At 37.4% G+C, this 26,867-nt stretch carries 20 protein-coding genes, 1 tRNA gene and 1 riboswitch; of the genes, 12 read left to right on the forward strand and 9 right to left on the reverse strand.

The window, feature by feature from the left end:
- Positions 1–46 precede the first annotated feature (46 nt).
- The 5 genes from IV84_RS01365 to IV84_RS01385 all read right to left on the reverse strand — a co-directional run bounded on the left by IV84_RS01365 (position 47) and on the right by IV84_RS01385 (position 4,580).
- Positions 47–373: a thioredoxin family protein gene (locus IV84_RS01365; RefSeq protein ID WP_046870991.1), complete on the reverse strand. Its 327-nt coding sequence runs from the start codon at positions 371–373 to the stop codon at positions 47–49.
- A gap of 47 nt (positions 374–420) precedes the next feature.
- Positions 421–1,359 carry an aldo/keto reductase gene (locus IV84_RS01370; protein ID WP_056986005.1) on the reverse strand — a complete coding sequence of 313 codons (939 nt, stop codon included), beginning with the start codon at positions 1,357–1,359 and terminating at the stop codon, positions 421–423.
- Between the two features lie 154 nt (positions 1,360–1,513).
- On the reverse strand, positions 1,514–2,341 hold the full coding sequence (locus tag IV84_RS01375; protein WP_056986006.1) for an alpha/beta hydrolase: 828 nt from the start codon (positions 2,339–2,341) through the stop codon (positions 1,514–1,516).
- A gap of 39 nt (positions 2,342–2,380) precedes the next feature.
- Complete coding sequence (locus IV84_RS01380; RefSeq protein ID WP_062916630.1) at positions 2,381–3,343, reverse strand: diacylglycerol/lipid kinase family protein; 963 nt, start codon at positions 3,341–3,343, stop codon at positions 2,381–2,383.
- A 295-nt stretch (positions 3,344–3,638) separates the two neighbouring features.
- Positions 3,639–4,580, reverse strand: a complete 942-nt coding sequence (locus IV84_RS01385; RefSeq protein WP_046870988.1) for an alpha/beta hydrolase — start codon at positions 4,578–4,580, stop codon at positions 3,639–3,641.
- Between the two features lie 326 nt (positions 4,581–4,906).
- On the opposite strand from IV84_RS01385, the gene IV84_RS01390 reads away from it, so the two are divergent.
- From IV84_RS01390 to IV84_RS01425, 9 genes are all read left to right on the forward strand, one after another.
- Positions 4,907–9,679: a Cna B-type domain-containing protein gene (locus IV84_RS01390; RefSeq protein ID WP_056986007.1), complete on the forward strand. Its 4,773-nt coding sequence runs from the start codon at positions 4,907–4,909 to the stop codon at positions 9,677–9,679.
- 130 nt (positions 9,680–9,809) lie between these two features.
- Positions 9,810–9,882 (forward strand) — tRNA-Ala (locus tag IV84_RS01395).
- A gap of 220 nt (positions 9,883–10,102) precedes the next feature.
- The gene (locus IV84_RS10845; RefSeq protein ID WP_155386953.1) at positions 10,103–10,264 is read left to right on the forward strand and encodes a hypothetical protein; all 162 of its coding nucleotides are present in this window, start codon (positions 10,103–10,105) and stop codon (positions 10,262–10,264) included.
- A 135-nt stretch (positions 10,265–10,399) separates the two neighbouring features.
- Complete coding sequence (locus IV84_RS01400) at positions 10,400–11,419, forward strand: virulence RhuM family protein (RefSeq protein WP_046870987.1); 1,020 nt, start codon at positions 10,400–10,402, stop codon at positions 11,417–11,419.
- Positions 11,420–11,503: 84 nt separating this feature from the next.
- Positions 11,504–12,268: an Ig-like domain-containing protein gene (locus IV84_RS01405; protein ID WP_056986008.1), complete on the forward strand. Its 765-nt coding sequence runs from the start codon at positions 11,504–11,506 to the stop codon at positions 12,266–12,268.
- Positions 12,246–13,061: a hypothetical protein gene (locus tag IV84_RS01410; RefSeq protein ID WP_056986009.1), complete on the forward strand. Its 816-nt coding sequence runs from the start codon at positions 12,246–12,248 to the stop codon at positions 13,059–13,061. The genes IV84_RS01405 and IV84_RS01410 overlap by 23 nt, the downstream gene beginning before the upstream one ends.
- Positions 13,062–13,221: 160 nt before the next feature.
- Positions 13,222–13,539: a virulence RhuM family protein gene (locus IV84_RS01415; RefSeq protein WP_046870985.1), complete on the forward strand. Its 318-nt coding sequence runs from the start codon at positions 13,222–13,224 to the stop codon at positions 13,537–13,539.
- A 64-nt stretch (positions 13,540–13,603) separates the two neighbouring features.
- Complete coding sequence (locus IV84_RS01420) at positions 13,604–14,191, forward strand: hypothetical protein (RefSeq protein WP_056986010.1); 588 nt, start codon at positions 13,604–13,606, stop codon at positions 14,189–14,191.
- A gap of 136 nt (positions 14,192–14,327) precedes the next feature.
- Positions 14,328–14,873, forward strand: coding sequence for a CvpA family protein (locus tag IV84_RS01425; RefSeq protein ID WP_046870983.1), 546 nt, complete (start codon positions 14,328–14,330; stop codon positions 14,871–14,873).
- 450 nt (positions 14,874–15,323) lie between these two features.
- Here the strand turns inward: IV84_RS01425 and IV84_RS01435 are convergent, their stop codons facing one another.
- Entirely contained in the window at positions 15,324–15,968 is a 645-nt protein-coding gene (locus IV84_RS01435; protein WP_046870981.1) for an SDR family oxidoreductase, read from the reverse strand.
- Positions 15,969–16,151: 183 nt separating this feature from the next.
- On the opposite strand from IV84_RS01435, the gene IV84_RS01440 reads away from it, so the two are divergent.
- Entirely contained in the window at positions 16,152–16,349 is a 198-nt protein-coding gene (locus tag IV84_RS01440; RefSeq protein WP_046870980.1) for a CsbD family protein, read from the forward strand.
- A gap of 144 nt (positions 16,350–16,493) precedes the next feature.
- Positions 16,494–17,021 (forward strand): GNAT family N-acetyltransferase, encoded by a 528-nt coding sequence (locus tag IV84_RS01445; RefSeq protein ID WP_056986012.1) that lies wholly within the window; start codon positions 16,494–16,496, stop codon positions 17,019–17,021.
- A gap of 5 nt (positions 17,022–17,026) precedes the next feature.
- Here IV84_RS01445 and addA read toward each other — a convergent pair whose 3' ends face one another.
- From addA to IV84_RS01460, 3 genes are all read right to left on the reverse strand, one after another.
- On the reverse strand, positions 17,027–20,785 hold the full coding sequence (gene addA / locus IV84_RS01450) for a helicase-exonuclease AddAB subunit AddA (RefSeq protein ID WP_056986013.1): 3,759 nt from the start codon (positions 20,783–20,785) through the stop codon (positions 17,027–17,029).
- Complete coding sequence (locus IV84_RS01455; protein ID WP_046870977.1) at positions 20,772–24,368, reverse strand: PD-(D/E)XK nuclease family protein; 3,597 nt, start codon at positions 24,366–24,368, stop codon at positions 20,772–20,774. Before IV84_RS01455 ends, addA begins: the two co-directional genes overlap by 14 nt.
- Positions 24,369–24,528: 160 nt before the next feature.
- A complete protein-coding gene (locus tag IV84_RS01460; RefSeq protein WP_046870976.1) occupies positions 24,529–25,119 on the reverse strand; it encodes an NAD(P)H-binding protein in 591 nt (196 codons plus the stop codon).
- A gap of 71 nt (positions 25,120–25,190) precedes the next feature.
- Here IV84_RS01460 and IV84_RS01465 point away from each other — a divergent pair, with 71 nt between their 5' ends.
- Entirely contained in the window at positions 25,191–26,516 is a 1,326-nt protein-coding gene (locus tag IV84_RS01465; RefSeq protein WP_046870975.1) for an aminotransferase class III-fold pyridoxal phosphate-dependent enzyme, read from the forward strand.
- A gap of 117 nt (positions 26,517–26,633) precedes the next feature.
- Positions 26,634–26,732: riboswitch (purine riboswitch) on the forward strand.
- Positions 26,733–26,867 lie beyond the last annotated feature (135 nt).

Raw genomic sequence — 26,867 nt, forward strand, 5'->3', positions numbered from 1 at the left:
TCCACCAATACGATTTGACAGAGACCCCTTTTAATGATCCGTTTGATTATTTTTCGATACTATCGACAAAATTTTCTACTTCTTGACGAGTCTTACGATCACCATTCACAAAACGACCAATTTCTTCGCCATCTTCTAAAGCGATGAAGCTAGGAATTCCCATAACCCCGAATTTTTGCGCGATTTTAATATTTGCGTCACGATCCACTGTTACCCAATCATATTGATTGTATTCAGCTTCAATTTCAGGCATTACTGGCTTAATGAATGAGCAATCAGGACACCATCCAGCTGTGAAAAATAGCATTTTTTTACCAGTTTTAATCGTATCAAGGATTTCTTGATCCGTTAATTGTTGTTCTTGTGCATCCATTATAATTCCTCCCGTAAATTGAAATTTCTTTGCTTAGCACTTACTTTTTATAAGTCTTTAAACAATGAATTTATTGTACCATATTCTTCTTTAGATAGGGTAACTTTTTGCGCTCCTGCATTAGCTACAACCTGCTTAACCTGCTTGGCGCCTGGAATAACCACCGACACATCTGGATTTTTAATGTACCATGCCAAAACAATCTGGGCAATTGTGCCTTGATGTTTGTCCGCAATCGACCGTAATTCTTGCACGCGTTTAATGATTTCTGCAAACCGTTTCCCTTGGAAATCAGGATTATTATGTCGGATATCATCCGACTCAAATGAGACTGTACTTGAATACTTACCGGTTAATAAGCCTGATGCTAGTGGGAAGTATGGCACAAATGAAATCTGGTTGGCTTTTAGATAAGGCATGAGTTCTTTTTCGGCATCCCGATGAATCAAGCTATACTGATTCTCCACAATATCGACCAGACCATCTTTATTGGCCTCCTTGATTTGATCAAGCGAGACATTGGAAATCCCAATCGCCTTAATTTTTCCTTCTTGTCGTTTTTCGTCCAGCGCCTTAACAGCTTCATTTAACGGCGTTTTGCCATCTGGAAAATGAATATAAAAAATATCGATATAGTTTGTCTGCAATCTTTCTAAAGCGTCTTCAACCGCCTGTTTCAAAAATTCAGGTGAATTATTCAGCTGATCAGGATGCCCCGGTGTTTGAGCCGCCTTAGTAGCAATCACGATTTTCTTGCGATCATAGCCTTGAATGGCCTTACCAATCAACTCTTCCGAACGACCAAATCCGTACGCATAGGCTGTATCTAGAAAATTGACGCCATGATCTAGCGCTGCTTTTACAATTTGAATTCCTTGTTCATCATTCAAATTGGGAAACAGGTTATGGCCACCAACCGCGTTCGTTCCCAATCCGAGTGGGTTTGCCATCACATTTGTCTTACCAATTTTTACATTTTCTACCATTAAATAGTCTCCTCTTCCCTGCTAATGTTTAATCGAATTATTTCTTTTGTTCTAATCACACCATTCATTTTGAACGTCGTTTATTAAAAAAGCATATAATTCGCCTCAAATAAAAAATCTAAATTAAATCTTAAAAAATAGCTACCTCTGCAATTTAAACGGCAGTCGTAGCTAATGTCTTGTTTTCATTTGATTCTAACGCTTGTGCATCAGTACTTCGCGTTTGCATATTTGGTAGGTTAGGATGCTCAGTCCATAAGAAATCATTCACGGAGTTAAAAACTAACGGATTATGATTCAAACTGCAGTGATAACCTTCCTCACCAGTAACGAGGAGTTCCCGATAATTTTTCAAAACGCCATGTAAAAGATATTTAACTGACCGGGCTGAATTAACCGACACAAAACAATCATTGTCAAAATGGCCTTCTATTTTTCCAACCACATTAAATAGTTGCACGCCCTTAGGAAAATGATCGCGGTAGGTCAACATCCGTTTGAAATGTTTGGTTTGGTGCACGGGTCGGTAATCCATTTTAAGAATTTTTGGAACCGGCTGAGCCCCAAGGAATCCTTGCAGTCCGTCAAACGGTCCTGCAATGGTAAGCAACTTTTTTAACTTAGGAACGCGTAAGTCATCCCCATACATCAACGCCTCATTTACCAAGTCGTTGCTGCCTAACGAATGGCCAACACCATTATATTCCATCACATTAAATTCACGTTTTAGTAGGATCAATAGGCTATGTAACCAATTAATCTGGACAAATTCTGGTGCGCGGTTATTTTCGAATAGCACTTGCACAATTGGGTTTTTCACCCTCATATTTTTAGATTCAGAAATGGTGATTCTGCCGTAACGTGTAATCGTGGCTGTCATAACTTGTTTGGCCAAGCCCGCATGCTGAGCCGATGAAATCATGTTTCTCGTTGAATGGACACCACCATTAAATCCGTGAACAAAAATAGTTACAGCATTCAATTTAAAATCCCCCCAATTATCTCTGAAATTCTGTTTACTTTACTGAGCCACATCTTTTATCCAAAAAGGACGCTGTGTTACCCAGAAATCAATATTAAACTTTTGTTTTTGAATATTTTCACCATTTACTTGCCCGTTTTCAGGTAAAGTAGTTTCGAGATGCAATTGGCTGGTTCGAAAATGATGCACCACTCGCGATTTAAGATGGTTGCCAGTTGTCAGCATTTGGATAAATAATCTTATAAATCGAGGTGCACCTAATTGCTCAACAACCACCAAATCTAATTTTCCGTCATGCAAATCGGCAAGTGGCATAATTGGTACCCCGCCGCCAAAATATTTTATGTTTGTTGTGGTGACTAAAAAAGCACGTGAAAACTTCTGTTCAGTCTCGTTAGTTTTCACAGACAATCCAAACGGCTTTTGCCTAAAAAAGGTCTTAATCAAAGAGGCAACATAGGCATTTGATTGTAAATGGTATTTTTTTAGATTATCTTTTTGGCCAGCATTAGCAGCATGAACCACTGATGCATCGAAACCAATCCCCACATTATTTGTAAAGAAGGTCTCATGTGAATCCATTCTATTTTTATAAACTCCAACATCTAAACTAATTGCATGCTGAACTTCAAGAAACTGTTTAACTGCTGCTAATGGCTGAGTTGGCATCTTAATGCCTCGGGCAAAGTCATCTCCTGATCCTGCTGGTAAATAGCCCAGGGGAATCTGATCTCCGCCACCTAAATGAAGCCCATTTAAAACTTCGTGCAAGGTTCCGTCACCGCCAACAGCAACAACTACCCATTTTTCACCCAACTTGTGATGGAGCGCAAAATCACGGGCAAGCTGAACCCCGTTTCCGGGATGATCTGTCATTTCTACTCTATAATTTACTTTTTCTTCCTTCAATTGAACTTCAATTTTTTGCCAAATTTTTTTAGCCTGTCCAGCATCTGCAAAGGGGTTCACGATCATTAGGAAGTTTGGTCTTATTTCTGTCACCGAAACTCACCACTCTTAATTTTATAATCAATACGCTCTAGTTTACCATACGAATTTAACCGAAAACCAGACGAATAGCGACATTATCATAATTTTTATAAAAAAGAGTGGGAAATAAGGCGATTAGATTTCGAGCATAGCCTAGATAACCTAACGATTCGGTTTGAGAATCATTTGGTTATCGTAGCTAAGCGGAGAAATCTGCCTTGTTTTCCACGTTTTAGATATAAAACTAAAGAGCAGAAAAATAAGAGACTAGGAAAGCACTTTTCCCAATCTCTTCATTATAAGATATTTAGTTTTTGTCTACCCATTGTTTTAGAAATTCTTCAATTGTTTGTTGATACTTCTCAGGATCTGCTTTGCGTGATTGCACATGATCTGCGCCATGAACTTTATGACTTTCTTTTGGCAGCTTTTTTGCAAGTGAAGCCTTAATCTCAGCCATCATTTCAACCGGCACATACCGATCTGAATCCCCGTGAATCATCAAAACAGGAATTGAGATATTAGCTGCTTGATGAGCAATGTCAGCCTCTTTAAGTGAATAACCACCGGTCACGCGTGTCATAAGACTCACAAATGTGCTAAGAAATGGTGGAAGAAAGTAGTGATGGCCCAAACGATAACTAAATTCCTTTTGAGCTGAGCTAAACCCACTATCCTCAATAACGGCATCCACATTTGATGGTAAATCAGGTTCGCCAGCTGCCGCTAGAACAGTGGCTGCCCCCATACTGACACCGAACAGCACGATTTTCTGCTTGCTTGTACTTCGTTTATTAATTTCTTCAGTCCATTTGATATAATCACGCCGATCTAACCAGCCAAAGCCCACAATGTGACCATCACTGACACCGTGGCCACGTGCATCTGGCATTAAGACGTTATACCCTAAATCCATGAACATTTTCGCATACGGAATCATTTGATCATGAACATTATGGTAGCCGTGCGCCAGAATAACTGTTTTATCGCTATCATTGGAAAGGTAAACAGCTGCTAAATGAATGCCATCTTCAGCCCGAATAAACCAGGTTTGTTTGACCAACTGTTTATACCAGTCATAACTATCTAATGTGTCATCCTTTTTATGGGCTTTACGAATGGCATGTCTCTTCTGCGAACTAGTGGTTTTAATCCCCATCTGATAACTCACCAAACTACTGATTCCAAGACTAGCAGCCACCCCGATTAACGATATGCCAGCTACTTTTAAAATCTTCTTTGTGCGCACGTCATCATCTCCTCGTATTATTTATTACCTTCATTATATCCTAGAACAATAATTAAAACATGGAACAGCCTTATAAATGAGTTCACTATCAATGACTCATTCTTAAAAATAACAGCTTAAGTATTTTGGGGAGATTTTGCATGTCTTAATTAAAAATTGCATTCAAGTAATCGGAAGTATTTGCATAAACGTTTCTGAAAAAAAGTAAAGATAACCAAATTAATGTAAGTATTACCGGCAATAAATGATAATATATACATGTAAGTGTACCAATTTATTCGCAAATGATATGTAAGTTAAAAGTTAAAAAATGTGGGGTGCTTATTATGACAAATACAATTAAACGGAGATTCCAAGCGATTCTAATGCTAGTCGCAATGTTAATGTCGATTTTCACATCGTTTCCTTCTCCTTCCAGCATGACTTCTCAAAAAGCTAATGCTGCGGGGATTACCGTTGATGGTTTGGGAGCCGGTGGTGCGAAAATTACAGATAGTTCTGGAAATAATGTTACAGATGAAACTAGCCTGGATAACGGTACAAATTATAAAGTTAATTATAATTGGACAATAGCTGACAACGTTACAATCAATGTTGGTGACACCGCAACCGTAACTTTACCAAGTACAGTTACGCCACAGTCTGATACAACTGTACCCATCAAAGATGAAGATGGCACACAAATTGGTACTGTGACTATAAAAGCTGGCGAACATACTGGGACAATTACGTTTACTCAAGCATTTAACAGTCACGGTCGAAAGGGAACCCTATCGCTTAACGTTATAGGTACTACCAACAACGGTGCAACTAATACTGGATTCATCAACAAAAACGGTTGGGTTGATGCCCCAAGTGAAGTTGATAGTATTCCAACCAAATTATATTGGAACTTATTATTAAATCGCGATGGCAAAAATGTAAATAACGTTGTCTTAACGGACACCCTTGGTTCTGGACAAGAGTACATAGCCGGATCATTAAAAGCTCAAACAGGGACTTATGCAAATGGCGAATTTACAGCAACTGGAGATAAAGACGCAAAAGTAACTCAGGACGGTAATACTCTTACAATTGATTTGGGCAACATCACTACTGCCATTAGTATTGTTTACAATGCCAGTGTAAAGGTACCTAATCTTAACCCGGATACCGGCTACACTTGGTCAAACAAAGTATCCGCAGCCTATACAGGTAGCGGCACCGGTACCGGTGATGGTAACACTAGCCAACGAGATGTTCCGTGGGGTGGCGGCGGTACTGCAGGCGGTTATGACGGTTCAGTCACGCTTAACAAGACCGACAGCAATACTGGCAAATCCTTACAAGGTGCTGAATTCAGTTTGACAAAGGACGATGATCCCAAATTTGAACAAAATCTTACAACAGATAGCAATGGGACCATTTCAGTATCTAAACTGGCATCCGGCTCTTACAAATTTACTGAAACTGCAGCACCAGATGGTTATAAATTGGACAACACACCCATACCATTTACGATTAAAGAAGGTTCAGACACAGATCTTAATCAGAAACTTGCAGTTACAAATTCTGCCACAACTTCAATCAGTGGGACTAAAACTTGGGACGATAACAACAACGCAAGCAGTAAACGTCCGGATAGTATAACGGTTAATCTGCTTAAAAATGATACGAAAATTGACAGTAAAAAGGTAACTGCCGCTGATAAATGGAAATACAGTTTTACTGGACTAGATAAATATGTAAATAAAACTGGGACTGAGGAAAATAAGTATAAGGTGACTGAGGATCCAGTAGATGGTTACACGAGTGCAGTAGCAGTAAATGGAACTGATATTACCAATACATTGAATTCAGCTGATAAAACTTCGGTTAGTGGAACCAAAACTTGGTCTGATGACAATAATGCCAATCATACCCGTCCTGATAGTGTCACTATAAACCTCTTAAAAAATGGTCAGCAGGTTGACAGTAAGACAATTACTGCTGCAGATAATTGGCAATATAGTTTCGATAATTTAGATAAAAATGATAGTAACGGAAAAGAAATCCCCTACACAGTTTCTGAAGATACCGTACCGAATTACACCAGCAAGGTAGATGGCAATAACATTACAAACACCTTATCTGGTACAACCTCCGTTAGCGGGACCAAGACATGGGCCGACAACAACAACGCGGATGGCGCTCGACCAGATAGCATTACCGTTGATTTGTTCAAAAACGGTACCAAGGTTGATAGTAAACAAGTTACCGCTGCTGATAATTGGAAATATAGTTTCGATGGTTTAGATAAATACGACGCCGACGGTAAAGCATTTACGTACACTGTAAAAGAAGAAGATGTTCCGGGCTATGCAGGTAGTCAAACGAATAACGACTTTACAAATACGATCACGGGCGAAACGGAAATTGCTGGTAACAAGACTTGGAATGACAACAACAACGCCAACAATACCCGCCCTGATCACATCACCGTTGACTTGTCGCAGAACGGAACGCAAATTGCTACCAAACAAGTTAGTGCAGCAACTAATTGGCAGTATGACTTCTCTCATTTAGCCAAATATGATGCTCAGGGTAACCGGATTTTATATGCTGTTTCTGAAGAAAAGGTTCCAGGCTACACAAGCAAGCAAGATGGCGATGATTTTACCAATACTGTTTCTGGTACTACTAAGGTCGATGGTACAAAAACATGGGTAGACAATAATAATGCTGATCACACCCGGCCGGACAGTATCACCGTTGATCTTTATAAGAATGGTACAAAGACTGACAGTAAAACGGTAACCGCGGCCGATAATTGGAAATATAGTTTTTCAAACTTAGATGAATATGATGCTCAAGGAAATTTAAATAAATATACCGTTAAAGAAGTCCCTGTTACTGGTTATACAACCAAACAAGATGGTGACAACTTCACAAATACCGTTGCTGATAAAACCAATATTAGTGGTACTAAAACATGGATGGATGGCAATAATGCTGATCATACCCGGCCAGACAGTGTCACCGTGAACCTATTAAAGAATGGTTCAAAGGTTGACAGCAAGACCGTCACGGCGGCCGACAATTGGCAATACAGTTTCAAGGATTTAGATAAGTATGATAGCACCACCGGAAAAGATAATTCGTATACTGTGACAGAAGATGCCGTTCCAGGATATACCAGCAAGGTAGATGGCGATAACATCACAAACACCTTAACTGGTACAACCTCCGTTAGTGGAACCAAGACTTGGGCCGACAATAACAATGCTGATGGTGCCCGACCAGATAGCATTATCGTTGATTTGTTCAAAAACGGCACCAAAGTTGATAGTAAACAAGTTACTGCTGCTGACAACTGGAAATATAGTTTTGATAATTTAGATAAATACGACGCCGATGGTAATTTAATTACTTACAGCGTAAAAGAAGAAGCTGTTCCGGGCTACGCAGGTAGTCAAACGAATAACGACTTTACAAATACGATTACTGGCGAAACTGAAATTGCTGGTAACAAAACTTGGAATGATAGCAACAACGTCAACAATACGCGTCCTGATCACATCACCGTTAACTTGTCTCAGAACGGCACACAAATTGCTACCAAACAAGTTAGTGCAGCTACTAATTGGCAATATGACTTCTCTCATTTAGCCAAATATGATGCTCAGGGTAACCGAATTTTATATGCTGTTTCCGAAGAAAAGGTGCCAGGATATACAAGCAATCAATCTGGTACCAACTTCACCAACACTGTTTCTGGCACCACCGCAGTTAGTGGTGAAAAGACATGGCTTGATAACCGAAATGCCGATCACACACGTCCGGACAGTATCACCATTGATTTATACAAGAACGGTACCAAGGTAGATAGTAAACAAGTTACTGCCGCAGATAATTGGAAATATAATTTCTCAAATCTAGAAAAGTATGATGACCAAGGCAACTCAATTAACTATACGGTCTCTGAAGAAAAGGTTCCTGATTATACAGGCACTCAAAATGGAACCAACTTTACCAATACCGTGTCTGAACCAACTGCAATTAGTGGGACAAAGACTTGGAATGATGACAATAACGCAGATCATACACGGCCTGACAGCATCACCATTGATTTGTATAAGAATGGCAATAAAGTCGACAGTAAACAAGTTACTGCCGCTAATGATTGGAAATATAGTTTCTCTAACCTAGCGAAATATGATTCTCAAGGTAACCCAAATAAATTTACAGTTAAAGAAGCTCCTGTCACTGGTTACACAAGTAAACAAGATGGCAATGACTTCACAAATACCGTTACTGGCGAAACTAATATCAGTGGGACTAAGACCTGGAAAGACGACAATAATTCGGATCACACGCGTCCTGATAGCATCACCATTGATTTATACAAGAATGATAACAAAGTCGATAGTAAGAAAGTTACTGCCGCCGACGATTGGAAATATAGCTTCTCTAACCTAGCGAAATATGATTCCAATGGTAAGTTAAACAAATACACGGTTAACGAAGAAAAAGTATCTGATTACGCAAGTAAACAAGATGGCAATGACTTCACAAATACCGTTACTGGCGAAACTAATATCAGCGGAACCAAGACTTGGAAAGACGATAACAATTCGGATCATACGCGGCCTGATAGCATTACCATTGATTTGTATAAGAATGGTAATAAAATCGACAGTAAGAAAGTTACTGCCGCCGATGATTGGAAGTATAGTTTCTCTAATTTAGCGAAATATGATTCCAATGGTAAATTAATTGCTTATACAGTTAAGGAAGAAAAAGTGTCTGGTTACACAAGCAAACAGGCTGGAAACAGCTTTACCAATACGCTTATTCCAAATACTCCTAATCCTAATAAGCCTAATAAACCAAATCAACACAAGACGCCTAAGGTACCCAATAAACCAAATCCTAAACCACCTGTTAAACCAAAAGTACAAAGGGTTCAGCATAAAACACCTCATACTAAGAAAAACACAACGTTAGCTAAGAAAGTTAAAAAAGCTATCAAAGGTGTCCTTCCTCAAACTGGGAGTGGCAGAGATGTTTTACTAGTTGTGATAGGTGTTGTGTTGTTGAGCGGTCTAGCTTGGTTTTCGAGAAAACGATTAAGTAAATAAGTTTGTTAAGTTAAAAGATAGAACAGAATACAATCTGTTCTATCTTTTTGTCTATTTAGCTTTGAAAGTACTCAAAAGTTTAAATTTCTTCTTCTGCAGTTTTGCGTTATACTGGTTAAGTAAGCTTTTTGGGCCCTTAGCTCAGCTGGGAGAGCGCTTGCTTCGCATGTAAGAGGTCGACGGTTCAAATCCGTTAGGGTCCATTGATAGAAAAAGGTTGGTACGGATAGGCGACTTTAACCGCCTATTGTACCAACCTTTTTATTTTTTATACAACTGATTAAAAGATACAAATGACAGTATAAATGGCAGTAGGAAAATAATTTAATAAACCGTGGCGGTTTCAAAAGATTATGAGAAATGAATATATTAATCAGCATTTAATTAAGGAACCTATTCGAATTTTAGATAGAAGAGGATCAAATGAAAAATAAACGTGGCATTTTAGCTCTAGCTTTTGCGCTGTTTATGTTTTTATCCATAGGCATAAGCAATGCTACAGCCAACACTGATGATGAGAACGACAAAATTAAACATAGTGTTTTTCATACGCGAAAATACAGACGCAGAAAAATAAAAAAGTAAAACGGCTTAACACGTACTTATTCATGATGACTAAAAAAGTTATTCACAGATAAAATATTGTCAAAATCAGTTCTACAGAATGTTCGTATTCTAAAGTGATCGATTTCGACTAGTTTAAAAATGGGGGAAATAATAATGAATACTGAAAAAGCTAAATTCTTACTCTACAAAACCGATAATAGAGCGGTCAGCATTGATGTCATTATCAGTGATAAAACCATTTGGGCTACTCAAAAATCAATAGCCGAATTATTTGGAGTTAGCATTGCTACCATAAGTCGCCATTTAAAAGATATTTTTACTTCTGGAGAATTAAATGAAGAAGTGGTTGTTACAAAAAGTGTAATAACCACTCAACATGGTGCTATAAAAGGAAAAACTCAATCAAAACTAACTTCTTTTTATAATTTAGATGCCATTATTTCGGTTGGTTATCGCGTAAATTCCATCCAAGCTACCCACTTTCGTCAGTGGGCTACCCGGACCCTTGATGAGTATATGATAAAGGGATTTGCCATTGATGATGAACGGCTGAAACAGGGCTCTAATTTGCTTGATAAAGATTACTTTGATGAACTGCTTGAAAGAGTACGTTCAATTCGCGCTAGTGAAAGAAGAGTATGGCAGAAGGTTACAGATATCTTTGCGGAAATCAGTTCAGACTACGACCCTAAAAGTCTAGTCACCAAAAACTTCTATGCTACCGTGCAAAATAAATTTCACTACGCTATTACAGGACAAACAGGCGCCGAAATCATTTACAAACACGCTGACCATAGCAAGCCACACATGGGACTAACCACGTGGAAAAATTCACCTAATGGGCGCGTTTTAAAATCAGATGCCCAAGTTGCTAAAAACTATTTAGATAAAGATCAAATTAGAAAACTTGAACGTAATGTATCCAGCTATTTTGATTATGTAGAGGATCTAACCGAACGACACAACACTTTTACTATGCAAGAATTTTCTGATAGCATTGATCGTTTCTTATCATTTCGAGAATATGCAGTACTTCCCGATAATGGATCCATCTCCATGAAAAGCGCTAAAAATAAAGCTTCAAAGGAATATGACGAATTTAATAAAACTCAAAAAATAACATCTGATTTCGATAAACAAGTTAAAAAAATGATTGATAAAGAACACAATTAGATATCTGAATTAGTTTCTAAATCAAAAATTCTGTCCAAAACTGATGACAAAAAAAGCTGAAATATTTTGGAGGAGTTTTTTATTATGTATAAATTCATTAAAAAAATGGTGATATGTTTGGCAATCATTACACCATTAACTGCAGCACCTACTGTTATGGCCAAATCTGCTAAGTATACCGTTCTGAAAGTATCAAAACTTAATACGGCATCAAAAACAGTTACCGGTACTGCTACAAAATCAGCAAAGATAACTGTAAAACATGGATCAAAGACGTTAGGTACTTCAAAAGCCTCTAATAAAGGCAAATATTCAGTCAAAGTAAGTAAATTAGGTTCTTGGTCTCTAAAAGTTTCTGCATCGAAAAAAAAGTATCGAACCAAAACTATTACCATTAAAGTCGCATCGCTACCTAAGACAATTAAAAGTGCCTCAATGATTGTTTACTACAAGGATCCAAGTAATAAGCTACTAGCAACGAGCAAACAAACACTCAAATTAAATTCCAAGTTTAAAGCCCCAAAGAAAAATATTAGTTGTTATACCGCTTCTAAGTCAAAATATTCAGGTTTTACTCTTAAATCAAGTAAGATCACCAAATTAACAAAAAAACCTACCTATACGATTACATACAAATACGCTAAAAATGTATTGACACCAGCCAATAAAAAAGTATTAAAGAGTAAGATTTCAAAATTTGATAATGCTCTGAAATCAACTAAGAATAGTGATTTTTATAAATCAAATAGTAGTAAGACTATCTCTGCATATAATAATGCTGTAACCAAGCTAGATACCCAAGCTAGATACCTATGTAGCATCATATTTGAAGAGCACAACTTCTCCTAGCAAAATTAGTTCTAGTTTTATCAACAATGAAACTAAATTGCTGAATACTTGTCAAACTACACAATCTGCTTATAACTCCGCAAAAGGTGCATATGATAAATTACACACACTCACTATAAATGATAAGCAAGCATTGAATAAACAAATAGCAACCATTAATAATAAATTTAATTCTGCTAAAAGCGATGATTTTTATAAAACAGGCAACGACAAAACCATTAAGGCATATTCTGACGCCGTAACTAAATTAAATCAATTTGTAGCTCCTTACTCGTTAGATCAATTTTCAACCAGCAATATCGACACATCATTTAATACAAATGTGCAAAACTTAATTGCTAAAGTTCAAACGGCTCAATCTAACTTCAGTACTGCAGAAAATGCTTTTAATTTGGAAAAGCCATATAAAAATGCAATAGATGGAGTCATCATATATAGCGTTAACTTTTATGATTCAAATTTCAATAGAATTGGAACAACTGGCGCATCTGTTTCGGTAAAGATTAATAGTGATTTTAAAGACATGGTCTTTCATAATGGACAGACATATCAGCAGGTCATTTTAAACGGTGTGCAAGGATACATTATTTATGGCGATACTACTTGTTTTTACGCCATTAAACCGGATACAAATGACTTTTATAGTGATTGGATTTCAACATTTAGTCCAGCCGACTGTGGAAACCCAACTAATTTTGATAATGGTGCCCTATGGGATCAATACACTGCAAAAACGAGAGAGGAGATTTTATGGGAGTTTAACTCTGATACAAATATTTGGACTATTAAATAAATACTTTGTCTAATACTCTTGATGACATTAAAAGCTTGAGTTTATTCCTAAAAGCCCACCACGGAGTTATTCACAAACAAAAAATCGTCATAATCAGTTTTACATAATGTTCATATTCTAAAGTGATAGATTGCGACCAGTTTAAAAATGGAAGAAAATAATGAATACTGAAAAAGCTAATTTCTTACTCTACAAAACTGATAATAGAGCAGTCAGCATTGATGTCATTATCGGCAATAAAACCATTTGGGCAACTCAAAAATCAATAGCCGAATTATTTGGGGTTAATCGTACAACCATAAATCGACACCTAAAAGATATTTTTGAAACTGGCGAACTAGATAAAAAAGTGATCAGTGCAAAATCTGCACTAAACACTCAACATGGTGCCATAAAAGGAAAAACTCAATCGAAACTAACTAATTTCTATAATTTAGATGCCATTATTTCGGTTGGTTATCGCGTAAATTCCATTTAGGTAAACAGTTTTGTCCAAATCTGACGACATAAAAAGCTGTATAAATAATTGGAGGAGTTTTTCAATGCGCAAATTACGAATCACACTAATTCTGGGAATAAGCCTTATTTTGCTGGGAATACCAACCAGTGTCAGTGCACACAGTTTTAACTGGTGGTCGTTTCCAAGAAAAGTTATTGTCACCAAGACAACAACGATCAGCAAAGTTCACCCAGTAAATCCGGACTATTTAAGTTACTATTGCGCTACTGCAAATTTACACAGAGGTGATGTAATTACCATTCATCATTCGGCCAGTCACGACTGGATTGTGGAGAAAAAAGGGTTTGCAAATGGACTTGGTAAAAAACATTATTATTGGGTAAATGATCATACTGGTAAAACAAATTGGGTCACTCTCTATAATAAAAACTATGTGTTATGGTCACAAAAAATGCAATTGGCCAAGTATATACGTAAAAATAGCACTGCATGGATCTACTCAAAACCAGGTGGCAAAAGATTGCATCATCTAAAAAATTATCCCAAAACTAAATGGTTAGCAACAAAACAAGAAAAAGTAGAAAATGGTGCAATCTATTACTACGTTAAATCTCAACATGGTACTGCAAAAGGTTGGGTTTGGCGCGGAAACGTTAAAAAAGTTAACTAGGTACCGCTTGTTCACTGATGCCATAGATTCAAACAACCAGTCGTCTATTTAATTTATGTTAAGTTTTTCAAGCTATTCGTAATTCACCTCTAAGTTATGGTAAATTCAAAGTACTTACTTTAAAGGAGGTGGCGCGATGCTTCTCTCAATTATCATTATTGCCATTTTACTATGGAAATTTACTAGTGGTCTCCACAAAGGATTCGTTGTTGAACTGCTATATACAATTGGCTATTTTGCCGTCTTCATCTTTGCCAAAGTTTTGTGTGGCCCTGTAGCCAGTTTGCTATCCACAAGTTTCAGTAATAATCAAAGTTCTGCCGGTAATACGGCCGTCATGAGTTCCGTTTCTTTCATAATCCTGATGGCTATTGGTTGGTTACTAGTTCGTCTGATCGCCCGCTGGTCACGTCTAATTACATGGATTCCGGTTATCAAGCAGGTAAACGGTCTGGCTGGTGGAATTGTCAGCATTATCATTGCCTATTTTGTGATTTTTATCCTTTTGAGTGTCAGCCAATTTTTACCAAATGATGCCTATCAGGCCCAATTATCTGATTCTCCAGTAGCGCAATTTATCGTCAAAAAAACGCCCGGAATCTCATCCGATATTTTAAATAAATATATTTTGAATACTGATGAAACAACTAACACGAATACAATTTCAAATGAGGAAAACTAACCATGAATTATCAATTAATAAAAAATACATTGCCTCTCACCTGGCCACACCAACAGCATCCCTGACGGAAATCAACCCTCCTGAAGCTGGCTTACTTTTTGAAAATGACGGGAAAAGTTCGTTTTTCTATCTTGATTCAGAGAATGACAATGTTTTTTTTGAAAAACACGACAATTTACTATTTAAACATGTGTATGATCCGGCCACACATAATTTTAAAACAACGTCGCTTTAACATTTGGAGGGAAATTATGGACAGATCACTCGTTTTGATAACACTGATAATCAGCCGCATTATTTTCACTTTGTTTGCAGTTGGATCGATCAGCGGATTATTATTCATTGGATACCGATTGTTTCTAACCAAAAAATAATTTTAACTAAAAAACGATCATTTGAACCTGGATTAAACACATCCAGGTTCAAATGATCGTTTTTGTTTATTTAAAATTAATAGAAACTTGGTTTATCGCCATCTGTATTTGGTTTATTCAAACCTGTTGAGGTCCGAACATCTTTTTTCGGATCTTGAATGAGTTTAACAACGTAATCAGCTACTGATTTTCGAGAAACTTCTGTTCCTTTCATCTCGTCATGACGACCGGTAGTTTCATAGTCAACTTCATCATTATTCGTTAACCAGTTAGGTCGGATAATTGTGTAATCTAAATCAGAAGCTTCAATCTCACTAGCTGCTTTAGATTGCGTTGGTAGATAGCCACTTGGATTAAGCATTTGCTTATTCCAATCACCAAATTTACCAGGAACTTCATCAAAGACACCCAATGTGGAAATCCAAATCAAACGTTTCAAGCCCACTTTATGCATGGCATTCACAATGTGAGGAATCATTTTATCTGTATCATCTGGTCCAAGATTTGCGTAAACAAGATCTTGTCCCTTCAATGCTGCGGTCAATTCAGTCTCATTATTTACATCACCAACCACAATGGTTTCACGATCTTGATTAACATCTGTTAACTTTTTTGGATGACGCACAAACAATGTTAATTGTGCATCTGTTTCTTTGATTAATTGTTTTGCTGCAAGTCGGGCAATATGTCCAGCAGCCCCCAAGATAATAACTTTACTCATTTATAAAACCCCTTTTCTTGATTTCAACTGTAATTATAATGCTTACAGTTTGAGTTTCAACCATTTGCACTTTTAGAAACTATTAAAAACTAAAACCATAAAATTTTATCAATAGGCAAACTTGTTGACGTTTCTCTCCAAAACAAAGATAATGGTTATACAAACCATAAGGAGGCTTTAGAAATGTCAAAAACTAACGATAAGTTCGACGCATTAAAAGATAAAACCATTGGTAAGGCCAAGGAAGAAGCCGGAAAAGCAACCGGTGATAATTCCAAAGAGTTAGAAGGTAAGACACAAAAGGAAACTGGAAAACTCAAGGATAAAAAGGCTGATTTAAAAGACAAGGCCGCAAAAAAAGTAAACGACGCAACTGACTAAATAGCTACAAAAATAGGAGCCGTTTAACTGCAATAATTGTAGTTAAACGGCTCCTATTATTTATTTTATACTTATTAGCCAGATGACATTCTGATTATTTTGGGGTAAAATTAGATCCTAAAAATTACTAAGGAAGTGTCTCTCTTGACGATTGCATATTTAAGAAAAACAACGCTTCAAGACTTACCAACAGTTTCTAAAATTATCGACTCTGCTAAACAGTTTCTAAAATCTCAAAATATTGATCAGTGGCAAGATGGCTATCCATCATTACCTGATCTTCAGGCCGATGTGACCAACCAAATAAGCTATGTCCTGATGATTGACGGACAAATTGCTGGAACCGCCGCATTGCTACATGATCACGATAAGAATTATGATGTCATTAATGATGGTGCCTGGGAAGGACCAGCAATTGCAAAATATGCTTCAATTCATCGAATCGCCATGTCCGCTGATTTTCGTGGCCAACATCTTTCTGAAAAAATGATTTCCGGTTTGCTGACATTATCAAGCCAATTAGGCTATAACCAAGTTCGAATTGATACCCACCCCGACAACAAACTCATGCAACACCTGATTACTAAATGTGGCTTTGCTTATTGTGGAACTGTCTTGCTGGATGAAGATCCCAAGGAACTAAGATTAGCCTATCAATTGTTCTTAAAGTAATCAGACTACTGAACTTCAACCAATTCACCAATTGAAAGTAAATACAAATAGCATTCCTCTACTGGGTGTTTCAAAATATCAGTTAACGCCGCCGCGTATAAATTAACTTGGCCAGCGTAACGATTAATGATATTTTGAACCCCATTTTTTGGACTGCCCGGTTTTACGTAATCCGTTTTGTAATCGAATAAAATTGCTCGGTCTTCCAATTCAACGTACCCATCAATAATTCCATGAATTAAGATTTGCGTTTCTTCATCATTAGAAAAATCTTTAAAACCACTAAATAATTGGTTGGCCGGCATCGGCAAAGAAAATGGAACTTCACGATGAACTTTTTCTGGTACATCTAATAATATTTTCCCCAAACTAGAATCAAAAAATCTTAAAATATTATCTACATCAACTAGTTCTGCAACCTCGGGCGCCAAAGCTTTGTTCATAACCAATTCGCCAATAAGATCTTTTACACTCTTTTCAGTAGGCTTTTCCGTTAATGAAATTTCTTGCAAAATTAAATGCGTCGCTGTCCCGATCTCTGTTGGTTTCGGTTTGGCAGCAGTTTGTAAAAATTTAGGTGTCGCTAAATTACTAGACACATAACGATTTTGAGCTTTTAATTTTTGGTCTTGTTCTACAGTTGAAAGTCCCATTTCAAGGCTGTCTGGATCATCAAATAGGCGTTTAACTTCCGAAACAGATTGATAAGCGGTAGTCTGGGTTGCAACTTCATGAGGATATTTGAAGTTCAGCACTCGATCAATTTTCTGCGCATCTATGCTGGCAACATCTAATTCACCTATGGCTTTTTCAAACTCTTGCCACCAATCCTTTTGTTCTTTGTCTGTTTGAATCCCAACGATTCCTTGCAGATCAGCCTTTGTTTTAAACTGAACTTCAAATTCAGAAGTATCTCCACTTAAAGCGGCTAAAGGATTTTCTCCCTCTGATTCTTGATTAAACTTCGGATGGCGAACTAATGCCTCACCTATCCAATCTAGAAAGTTATTGGAATTTAAACGGGTCGCTTCAGTTAATAGTAACTGGTCACTTCGCCAAGCAGTTTGCCATTTCTTTAGTAATTTTTCTTGTGTGTCACACGCACCAATAATGATTAATTTTTGTTCGGCCCGTGTTAACGCTACATAGAGTTGGCGCATTTCTTCAGCCAAGCTACTTCTTTTGACATGATCAATAATTGCCAATTTTTGTGGCGTATCAACCTGGACACGTGTTTCTGGGTTCAGATAAGTAATCCCAATCCCTTCTTTGGAATCTAGAATATATTTACCTTTCATAGAATCCGTATTAAATTGATGCGAGGCATCCATCAAGAACACCACTGGAAACTCTAAGCCTTTACTACCATGAATCGTCATAACCTGAACGGCTTCTTCATCACTATTAATCGGAACTTCTGCTAAGTCTTTACTCCGTTTTTGCATCCGTTCAATAAATCGAACGAACTGAAATAGGCCTTTAAAACTAGTCTGCTCATAACCGCGAGCACGCTCATACAAGGCATGCAGGTTGGCTTGTCGTTGCTGTCCAGCTGGCATTCCACCTACATAATCAAGAAAACCTGTTTCACTATAAATTGTCCAAATTAAAGTAGCTAACTGATTTTGGTTTGCAATATCCTGAAAATGCTTCAATTGTTCCAAGAAATGGCTAATTTTTTTAAATACTTTTGCTTGAAAGGGTTGACTGGAGTTCGAATCAAAATGTTTATAAAAATCCATCACGGCCTGAAAATAATCACCCGTTTTATTATTAATTCGTAAGAACGCTAATTCATTTTCGTTTAAATTCACAATTGGTGACCGCAAAACAGCAACTAAAGGAATATCCTGGTAGGGATTATCAATAACCTTTAAAAGAGCCATCATGATCGCAATTTCAGTAGTTTGAAAATAGTTTTGCGCATCATTTACCACTACCGGGATTCCCATCTGTTTAAACAACTCAACAATCGTTAAATTGTTTCTTCTGGTCGGCGTTAATAGCACAATATCACTGTATGCTAACTGACGTTCCTCTTTCTTGTCCTTATCATAAATAAGTGTTTTGTCTGCCATCAGTTGCTTTATCCGTTGACCCGCTAGTGCAACTTGGCCACGTGATTTATCGTCAATTTCAAAACTAGTTGACTCTTCAGAATTATGAGGTGAACCCGCCTTTTCATCATCATAAACTAAAACCTCAGTTTCTTTTGAGGCATCATCAGGATAATACTTCGCGCCGTATACGAGCTTGGCGTCTTCATCATATGGAATTTCACCCAAATTCCGATCCATTAATTGTTCAAAAATCAAGTTGGTAAAATTATCAACATTTTGTACAGATCGAAAATTCTGCGATAAAATTATTCGCTCACCACTCGCATCATCTGCTTGATATGCTTGATCTTTCCCGATAAACAGATGAGGATCTGCTAACCGGAATGCATAAATAGACTGTTTGACATCCCCAACCATAAACATATTGCCAGGATCTTCAGTCGTCACACTTGTTAAAATAGCCTCCTGCAACGGGTTGATATCCTGGTATTCATCCACAATCACTTCATCAAATTGTTTTTGATAGGCTGTCCGTGCACTTTTAGACTCTGCTGAATCACCATTCAAAATTTGCATGGCAAAATGTTCCAGATCACTAAAATCGAGGATCTGACGACGTCGTTTTTCGGCCGCATAAGCTTCCTTAAATGCAAGGGTCACCTTGCATAGTTCCACAACCAAAGTTTCCGAATTCTTTAAGACTTCGGTCATTTGGACTTTATCTAAACTAAAATATTTATTAGTTAGTTCCTGAATACGCGCTTTGTAACCAGTTTTAGTGTCACCACGAATTTCTTTAACACGTTGCTTAAAGGCTTTAACGTCATCAGTACGCTTACCACCCCGCATTGTGCCAAATGTAAATCCTTGTAACTTACCACGTAAGGTATCCCAATCACTTAATCCCGTGTCCAAAACATCTTTAATTTGATTCACATCAGCATCAATTATGGGTCTTAATTTATCTAGATCTGTACTTCCCACTTCAATCATATTTTGAAGTGACCTTGCTTCTTCCAAACTATTTTGTAACTCTGATTTAACGACCGGCACGACTTGTTCTTGATAAAATTTTGTATCATCAAGATCGCCATCAATCTTGTAAACCTCAGGTAGACTTTTCAACCACTTATTAGGATCAGCAGTAGCATTTGCGAAATCATATACTCGCAACATTAAGTCAGTAAAACCATCATCACTGCGATCATTTGAGAAATTTGCTGTAAGTTGAGAAAATATTTCTCCCTCTGATTCATAAAGCGACTCGCGCAGATCACTCCACACTTCCTCTCGTAGGAGAATCCCTTCTGTATCATCAGTTAAAAGTCGAAAAACGGGATCTAAATCAATCACGTAATAATATCGTTTGATAATCGATAAACAAAATGCATGAATTGTACTAATATTAGCCGTATTTAATTTGGTGAGCTGCTCGATCAAATGATGTCGTTGACCGGCATCTTTTTCAATGCGAATTTGATCGTTTATTGCACCCTGAATTCGGTCATGCATTTCTTTAGCTGCCGCATCCGTGAAGGTAACTACCAGTAATTTATCAACATCTGTACCACCTAATATTTTTTTAATAACTCGTTGAACGAGCAACGATGTTTTACCAGAACCTGCTGAGGCCGAGACAAGCACGTTATGACCGCTATGACTAATCGCTTGCTGCTGATCTTTTGTATACCTACTTTTCCCCATGCTCATCATCCTCTTCCTTCAGTTTCGCCAAAACATCTTTACCGCTCAAATTCTCAAGTTTATGATAATTATTTTCAGGCAACATCTCATCAAACTGCATAATTGACTTATATGGTGAGTATTGCAGAGCCGTATGTGTATCTGGCCAACGAGCTGGGTTTAACTTCAACTCGCCCGCAAAGATTTTCTTACTAGCTTCCACAATCTTTCGTTCAGCATGCTTAATTAACCTTGTCAATTCCTCTTGTGTCACAATATGATTATCATAAGACGAATATTTCCCGGCTTTATTTTTCTTGAAGGGATAAATTAAAGAACTACCAGAATCTAGTTTCGTATCTAAATTATCCAGTAAATCTGGATCACTTAGGATAATCCCTTTATATTTAGTTTGCTTTAAAAGTTCCTTTTGAACGGTATCTGAATCCGTATTACGCAATTTGTTTACATTAACGGCAGGGTTTTGCAGGTGCATATATAATGCCCCTGAGATCAGTGGTGAATCCTTATCCTGATCAATTAGGTTAATATTTTGTTTTAAGGCGTCTATATACGTTAGCATCTGCATTGCCAGACCATAGTAAATATCTCTAAAGTTAAAGTCATGATCACTGGATTTATAATCAACAATCCCAAAGTATTTCTGTGATTGACCATTTTCTGAAGTTAAATTAAGTTCATCGATCCGATCGATTTTGCCACGCACATGAACTTTTTTAGTTGGTGCCACCTCGAAGTCAAGAGAATGCAATCCTGCCTCTGAACCGACATGACCAAATAATACTTCTGTTTGAACTGGCCGCATTTTAGAATTATCACTTTGTAAAACGAAAATTTTCAGCATTTGTTTGATCGTTTGGTTTAATTGGTCATTGATATAGTGCATTCGATTTGAGCTACCCAAGATTTCAAACTGGGGTTCCGTTTTAATTGTCTTGACTACTTCATTTAAAAGATTATCCAACTCTGAATCTGATAACTGATTAATTTCCAGATTTTGCTGGCCAATTAGCTTCACAAAGTGATCTAATGCCATATGAAAGTATTCTCCCGTGCTTGCTGGTGAAAGTTCAAAGACATTCCTTTCTTGCAGCTTAAGGCCATATTTCAAGAAATAGGCATACTCATTTTGATAAAACTCTTCAAGCTTTGATATTGAAGTATTAATCGTGTCGCCATATAGTCCCTGAACAATTTCTGGATACAGTTTCACAGGCTCATTTTTATAAGTCAAACTTTCAAATACACGCTTGGTTAGCTCACCTAATTGCGGATCGTTGTTTAAAACACGGTAAATGTACTGCCAATTTGGCTTAACCATTTTTTTAATACTTTTACTATCACGACTTACCTGCAATAAATGAGTTAATGTACTTCGTTTCGAACCCAAAAAATCAACTACCGATTCTTCGTCAACTTTTGGCCGATCAAAGTACTTTAAGACTTGTGAATCCGTAATTTGGAAATGCGTTTTAATTTCTTTTACATAGGGAGAAATTTTCTGTTCAGCGCCTTCACCATCACTGCTGGCATACGACAGAATTAGCCCTTTGCAACCTGACAGAAACGCCGCATAGTTCAAATAACGTTCAAAATGAGCTTGTTGGTTGTTGTTGCTGGCAAAAAACTGATCCTCTTTTAAGTCATCTTGTAATTTGTCGCAATCGTCATCAGTTAAAATTCCCTGGTTATTAAATTGCTCCGGCATCACCGCATCGGTGGCTCCCATAATGAAGGTGTACTTACGATCACCCATTTGTGCCATTCCTGTTTCCGAAATCATGACTTGATCTAAAGTCGATGGAATTAAGGAATAAGAAGCACCCTCAAAGCCTGCCTTCAGTAGTGCTGAAAAGTTATCAATTGTAAATTCACGATCACCTAAAATGGCCACATACTCGTCCAACATATCGCAAAAAGTTTGCCAAGTCTGTTCTGGTTGAGCTGCTTTTGATAAATCACCTCTATCAACCGCCTCATCACGCCATTGTTTGAGTCGATCGGCAACGCCCTGGTCAATCAAAAATTTGTATAAAACCGTGACCCCTTCTTTACCAGTTTTCGCATTATCTAAAGCTTTGAAAAATGGGGGTAATACGCGACGAATATAGTTCTTAATCAAATTAATTTGTTTCGTAATTGCCAAATCTTGATCAGTTTGAGTTCCAAAATCAGTTGAATTAAAACGTAGGTATTGCCAGTCTTCCTTTTGAAGCCAGCGACCACCCTCGTATCCATTTTTCAAAACCAAATTTTCAGTTAAATCTTTGGCCCGTCTAAATGCTTCAATTGGCATTGGCTGCTCATCTACGGTTGGTATCAGCAGCTCAGTTTTTAATAAGCGCATGACATCTTGATAACGATAATAATGATCTTTAACCGCAAACAGTGCCTCAATTAGGGCCACAAATGGATGATCTTTCATTGAAATTTGTAAATCATTAAAATAAGGAATTTCATATTCATCAAAAGTTGGATTCAAAACTGTGGCATATGTATCCAAATGACGCGTCAAAATCGAAAAATCACGATAATGAATTTGGGGATTATTAGCCACGGCCTGCCTTATCTTACGCGCAATTTGTTCCACCTCAGTTTGCCGACTATCTGCTCGAAAAATCTGAATCGCGTTTTGATCAGATAAAGTTGTGACCTCGGTTGGTTCTAAATTTGTGGCCTTTATCCAAAAATCCTCTAATTTAACTAAATCAGAGATTACCCGAGATTTTTTAGCATACGTATCCGTTTGTACTTGTAAATGCTTTGCCTGCGCAAATTGATAAAGTTTGAAATAGGTTTTACCAGATTCATAAAACAAGTTCTCTGGTTCGGGCAATTTGTCATAATAAGGACGATCCAAGACCAGTCCTACAACAACGGCCTTGGCATTTTCAATTAAAACTTGAACTAATTTCATCTCTTGAGCTGATAATGAAGAAAAACTGTCAAAGAAAAACACCATTTGACTTAAATCCTGAGTAGCTAAATATTCGCACAAGGCTTGTATTAACGTATTACTATCTACATAATTTCCAAGCATTTCTTCTTCAAAAGCAGTATAAATAATCGATAGATCGTGCATCTTGGCAGTTAAATCAACAGTAGAATTTTCATTACTATTAACTTCATCAGTCAGATTCACCAAATCTTCTGCCGATATTCGGCCCTTTTGAAGTTCATCAAATTGACTAGCAAGTTGCTGAATAAATCCGGGCTGCGTCTGCTCACCATTAAACACAGTTAATTCATCTTGATGTTCTAAAATAATTCGATCGATTAACATCGCTACGCCCGCTTTTGATAGACGAGGGACCTGATAAATTGGCTCATTTTTCATAAAATACCAAGCTAATCGTGAAAACGAAAAGACTTGCAACTGATTCTGAGCATAAGTATGACTATTTTGACTATGCCGTTTGCGTAATTCATTTAGGACTGTTAATTCTGATTGAAATTTAACGTGATTGGGTACGATATAATAGACACGGTTTTGCGAATTTTCACTTAACACTTGATCCACTTGGTCAATCATCGCGCCTTGTCCATCCCGGCTGGCTTTACCCAGAATAAATTTTAATGTCATTAAATGCCTCTTTTCTCAAAACTAATTTTTATGTTTAAAAAATTTATCTTCTATATGAAAACTGTTAAGGCAAACGCGAAAAGACAATTTGCTCATCTTTTAATAAATACGCACGTATGTTCGAATCTAACTATTATTATACAGAACTTTGGCAAACTTTTCAGCCACAAATTCCAATCGATTGATTAAGTAAATCATTCGTTTGAATAGCTTGCATCATAACCTTTGCAACGCTGTGCGCACTCACATCTTTCGCATCTTGCATCGATTGTCCTTCTTCAATTAATTTATAATCCGGACCAGTAGTTTCCGCAATGTTGCTAGGCCGAATAATGGTGTACGGAATTTCTGACTCATCCACTAATTTTCCCGCATATTGTTGCTGTTTTATAAATTCTACAGGATCCTTTTTTGCAATCTGAATTTTTTCGAGCGGGTATTCGTCATTAACGCCAGCAACTGTCCGAAAAATAATCTTATCCAAATTAATTGTCTGCATTTCAATAGCATCTATTATTGCGTCTAACATGTAATCTGCATCCCAATCAACGGTATTTATAACCAAAATATCGGCTAACTTAAGTTTTGGTGCTAACTGATCTGCTGATTGAAAGTCAATTTTAGCATTTTTTCCTGCCACATCATTATCAATAAACATAAATTGAAGTTCAGAATCATCAATTTTTTTTATCATTTCCAACAAAGCTTGTCCAACCAGATTATTTATCCCCATTACTAAAACGCGTTTCATGCTTAATCCTCCGTATTTTATTGATAGTTTCATTATAAAACGAACGGACAAAAATTGCTGTGCTATAATCAATGCAAATTTGTTTAATTAGGAAGTGTTTAACCGTGAGCCAATCAAAAAATCCTGAACGTCAACGATTAATTGCAATAGATCACCAATACGTTGCACCAGCTGGCCGTGTTTCCAAGTTTGATTTAGTCGTGGATCATGGCAAGGGAGCAAAAGTCTGGGACGTGGATGGCAATGTTTATATCGACTTTCTAGCCAGTGCATCAGCAGTCAACGTTGGTCATAGTAATCCAAAAGTAGTAGCTGCCATTCACAATCAGACGGACAAACTGATTCATTACATCTCTGGCTATTTTTATCATGAACCTGCTATTAAATTGGCAAAACGATTAGCACTTTTGGCTCCCGGAAAAACACCGAAAAAAGTTTCATTTAGTACTTCTGGATCTGAAGCTGCTGAGGCGGTTGTAAAGTTTGCGCGAAGCTACACCAAAAGATCTGTAATTTTAACTTTTCAAAATTCTTGGCATGGTACAACTTTAGGTGCGGCGAGTTTATCTGCTATCGATGGCAATATGCACCGCGATATTGGCCCTTTGATCCCCGATATTCATCACATTCCCTTCCCAAATCCAGACAAGCGTTTCCCTGGTGAATCACTGGCAGATTTTTCAAAACGATATTTGAAAGAACTCACTGATTTGTTTACGCGCGACATTCCAGCAGACCAGATTGCGGCTATTTTAATCGAACCCATTCAAGGTGACGCCGGAATCATTATGCCACCAATTTCTTATATGCAGGGACTGTATAAAATCTGTCATGAAAACGGCATTTTATTTTGTACAGACGAAATTAACCAAGGTTTTGGCAGAAGCGGAAAGATGTGGTCAATTGATCATTTTAATTTAGAACCTGATTTAATGGCGGTCGGCAAATCGCTAGCTTCCGGAATGCCACTTTCTGCAATTATCGGAAAAGCTCCGATTATGGATTCTCTCGCGTCTCCAGCAAATGCAACTACAACTGCTGCTAATCCTATTTGTTGTGCGGCAGCCCTGGCAACCATCGATGAAATTGAATCTCTTGATCTAGTCGAGCGCTCGCGAAAATTAGGTGAATTTTCTAAAACACAATTTTCAAAATTACAAAAAGAGTTTCCTGTCATTAAGCACGTTAGAATGATTGGACTAAACGGCGGAATCGAATTTGCCGAAGATCAATCACAGTTAGTTACAAATCTTTGTAATTATTGCTTTGAACACGGTTTAATTGTCATCTCAACAATGGACCACATTATCCGTTTTCAACCGCCGCTGGTCATCACTAAGGCAGAACTCACTAAAGGAATCGGCATTCTTCATGATGGGTTAACAAATCTAGTTTAATTTTGCTTCATAGTTTGCTTAAATTAACTTAATTTAAGGTAGTGTTGGTGTGGAATTGTTATTTAAATCGGCCTCGCCTATTGTGTACCGATTTTTCGTGTGTTAAGATTAGCGTCACAGAATTTAATAGCACTTACCTGTATAATGTCATAATATGGTTGATAAGTTTCTACCCGACACCTTAAATGTTGGACTATGGGCGAATAGTGTTTTAGATAGATGCTTATTTTGGCTATCTCTAACAATAGACGACTTGTACAGGCCACAACAGCAATGTTGTGACCTTTTTTCATTCATATACTACGACTGGCGCATCCCTAAGTGATAGAAAAGGAGAAATTCATTGAAGTC

It is taken from the genome of Pediococcus damnosus, from assembly GCF_001437255.1.
GTDB classification, from domain to species: Bacteria; Bacillota; Bacilli; order Lactobacillales; family Lactobacillaceae; genus Pediococcus; species Pediococcus damnosus.

Coding starts and splice junctions, on each gene's coding strand:
- IV84_RS01365 (WP_046870991.1), bottom strand. CDS start 373: ATGGATGCACAAGAACAACAATTAACGGATCAAGAAATCCTTGATACG.
- IV84_RS01370 (WP_056986005.1), bottom strand. CDS start 1,359: ATGGTAGAAAATGTAAAAATTGGTAAGACAAATGTGATGGCAAACCCA.
- IV84_RS01390 (WP_056986007.1), top strand. CDS start 4,907: ATGACAAATACAATTAAACGGAGATTCCAAGCGATTCTAATGCTAGTC.
- IV84_RS10845 (WP_155386953.1), top strand. CDS start 10,103: ATGAAAAATAAACGTGGCATTTTAGCTCTAGCTTTTGCGCTGTTTATG.
- IV84_RS01400 (WP_046870987.1), top strand. CDS start 10,400: ATGAATACTGAAAAAGCTAAATTCTTACTCTACAAAACCGATAATAGA.
- IV84_RS01405 (WP_056986008.1), top strand. CDS start 11,504: ATGTATAAATTCATTAAAAAAATGGTGATATGTTTGGCAATCATTACA.
- IV84_RS01415 (WP_046870985.1), top strand. CDS start 13,222: ATGAATACTGAAAAAGCTAATTTCTTACTCTACAAAACTGATAATAGA.
- IV84_RS01420 (WP_056986010.1), top strand. CDS start 13,604: ATGCGCAAATTACGAATCACACTAATTCTGGGAATAAGCCTTATTTTG.
- IV84_RS01425 (WP_046870983.1), top strand. CDS start 14,328: ATGCTTCTCTCAATTATCATTATTGCCATTTTACTATGGAAATTTACT.
- IV84_RS01435 (WP_046870981.1), bottom strand. CDS start 15,968: ATGAGTAAAGTTATTATCTTGGGGGCTGCTGGACATATTGCCCGACTT.
- IV84_RS01440 (WP_046870980.1), top strand. CDS start 16,152: ATGTCAAAAACTAACGATAAGTTCGACGCATTAAAAGATAAAACCATT.
- addA (WP_056986013.1), bottom strand. CDS start 20,785: ATGGGGAAAAGTAGGTATACAAAAGATCAGCAGCAAGCGATTAGTCAT.
- IV84_RS01455 (WP_046870977.1), bottom strand. CDS start 24,368: ATGACATTAAAATTTATTCTGGGTAAAGCCAGCCGGGATGGACAAGGC.
- IV84_RS01460 (WP_046870976.1), bottom strand. CDS start 25,119: ATGAAACGCGTTTTAGTAATGGGGATAAATAATCTGGTTGGACAAGCT.
- IV84_RS01465 (WP_046870975.1), top strand. CDS start 25,191: ATGCAAATTTGTTTAATTAGGAAGTGTTTAACCGTGAGCCAATCAAAA.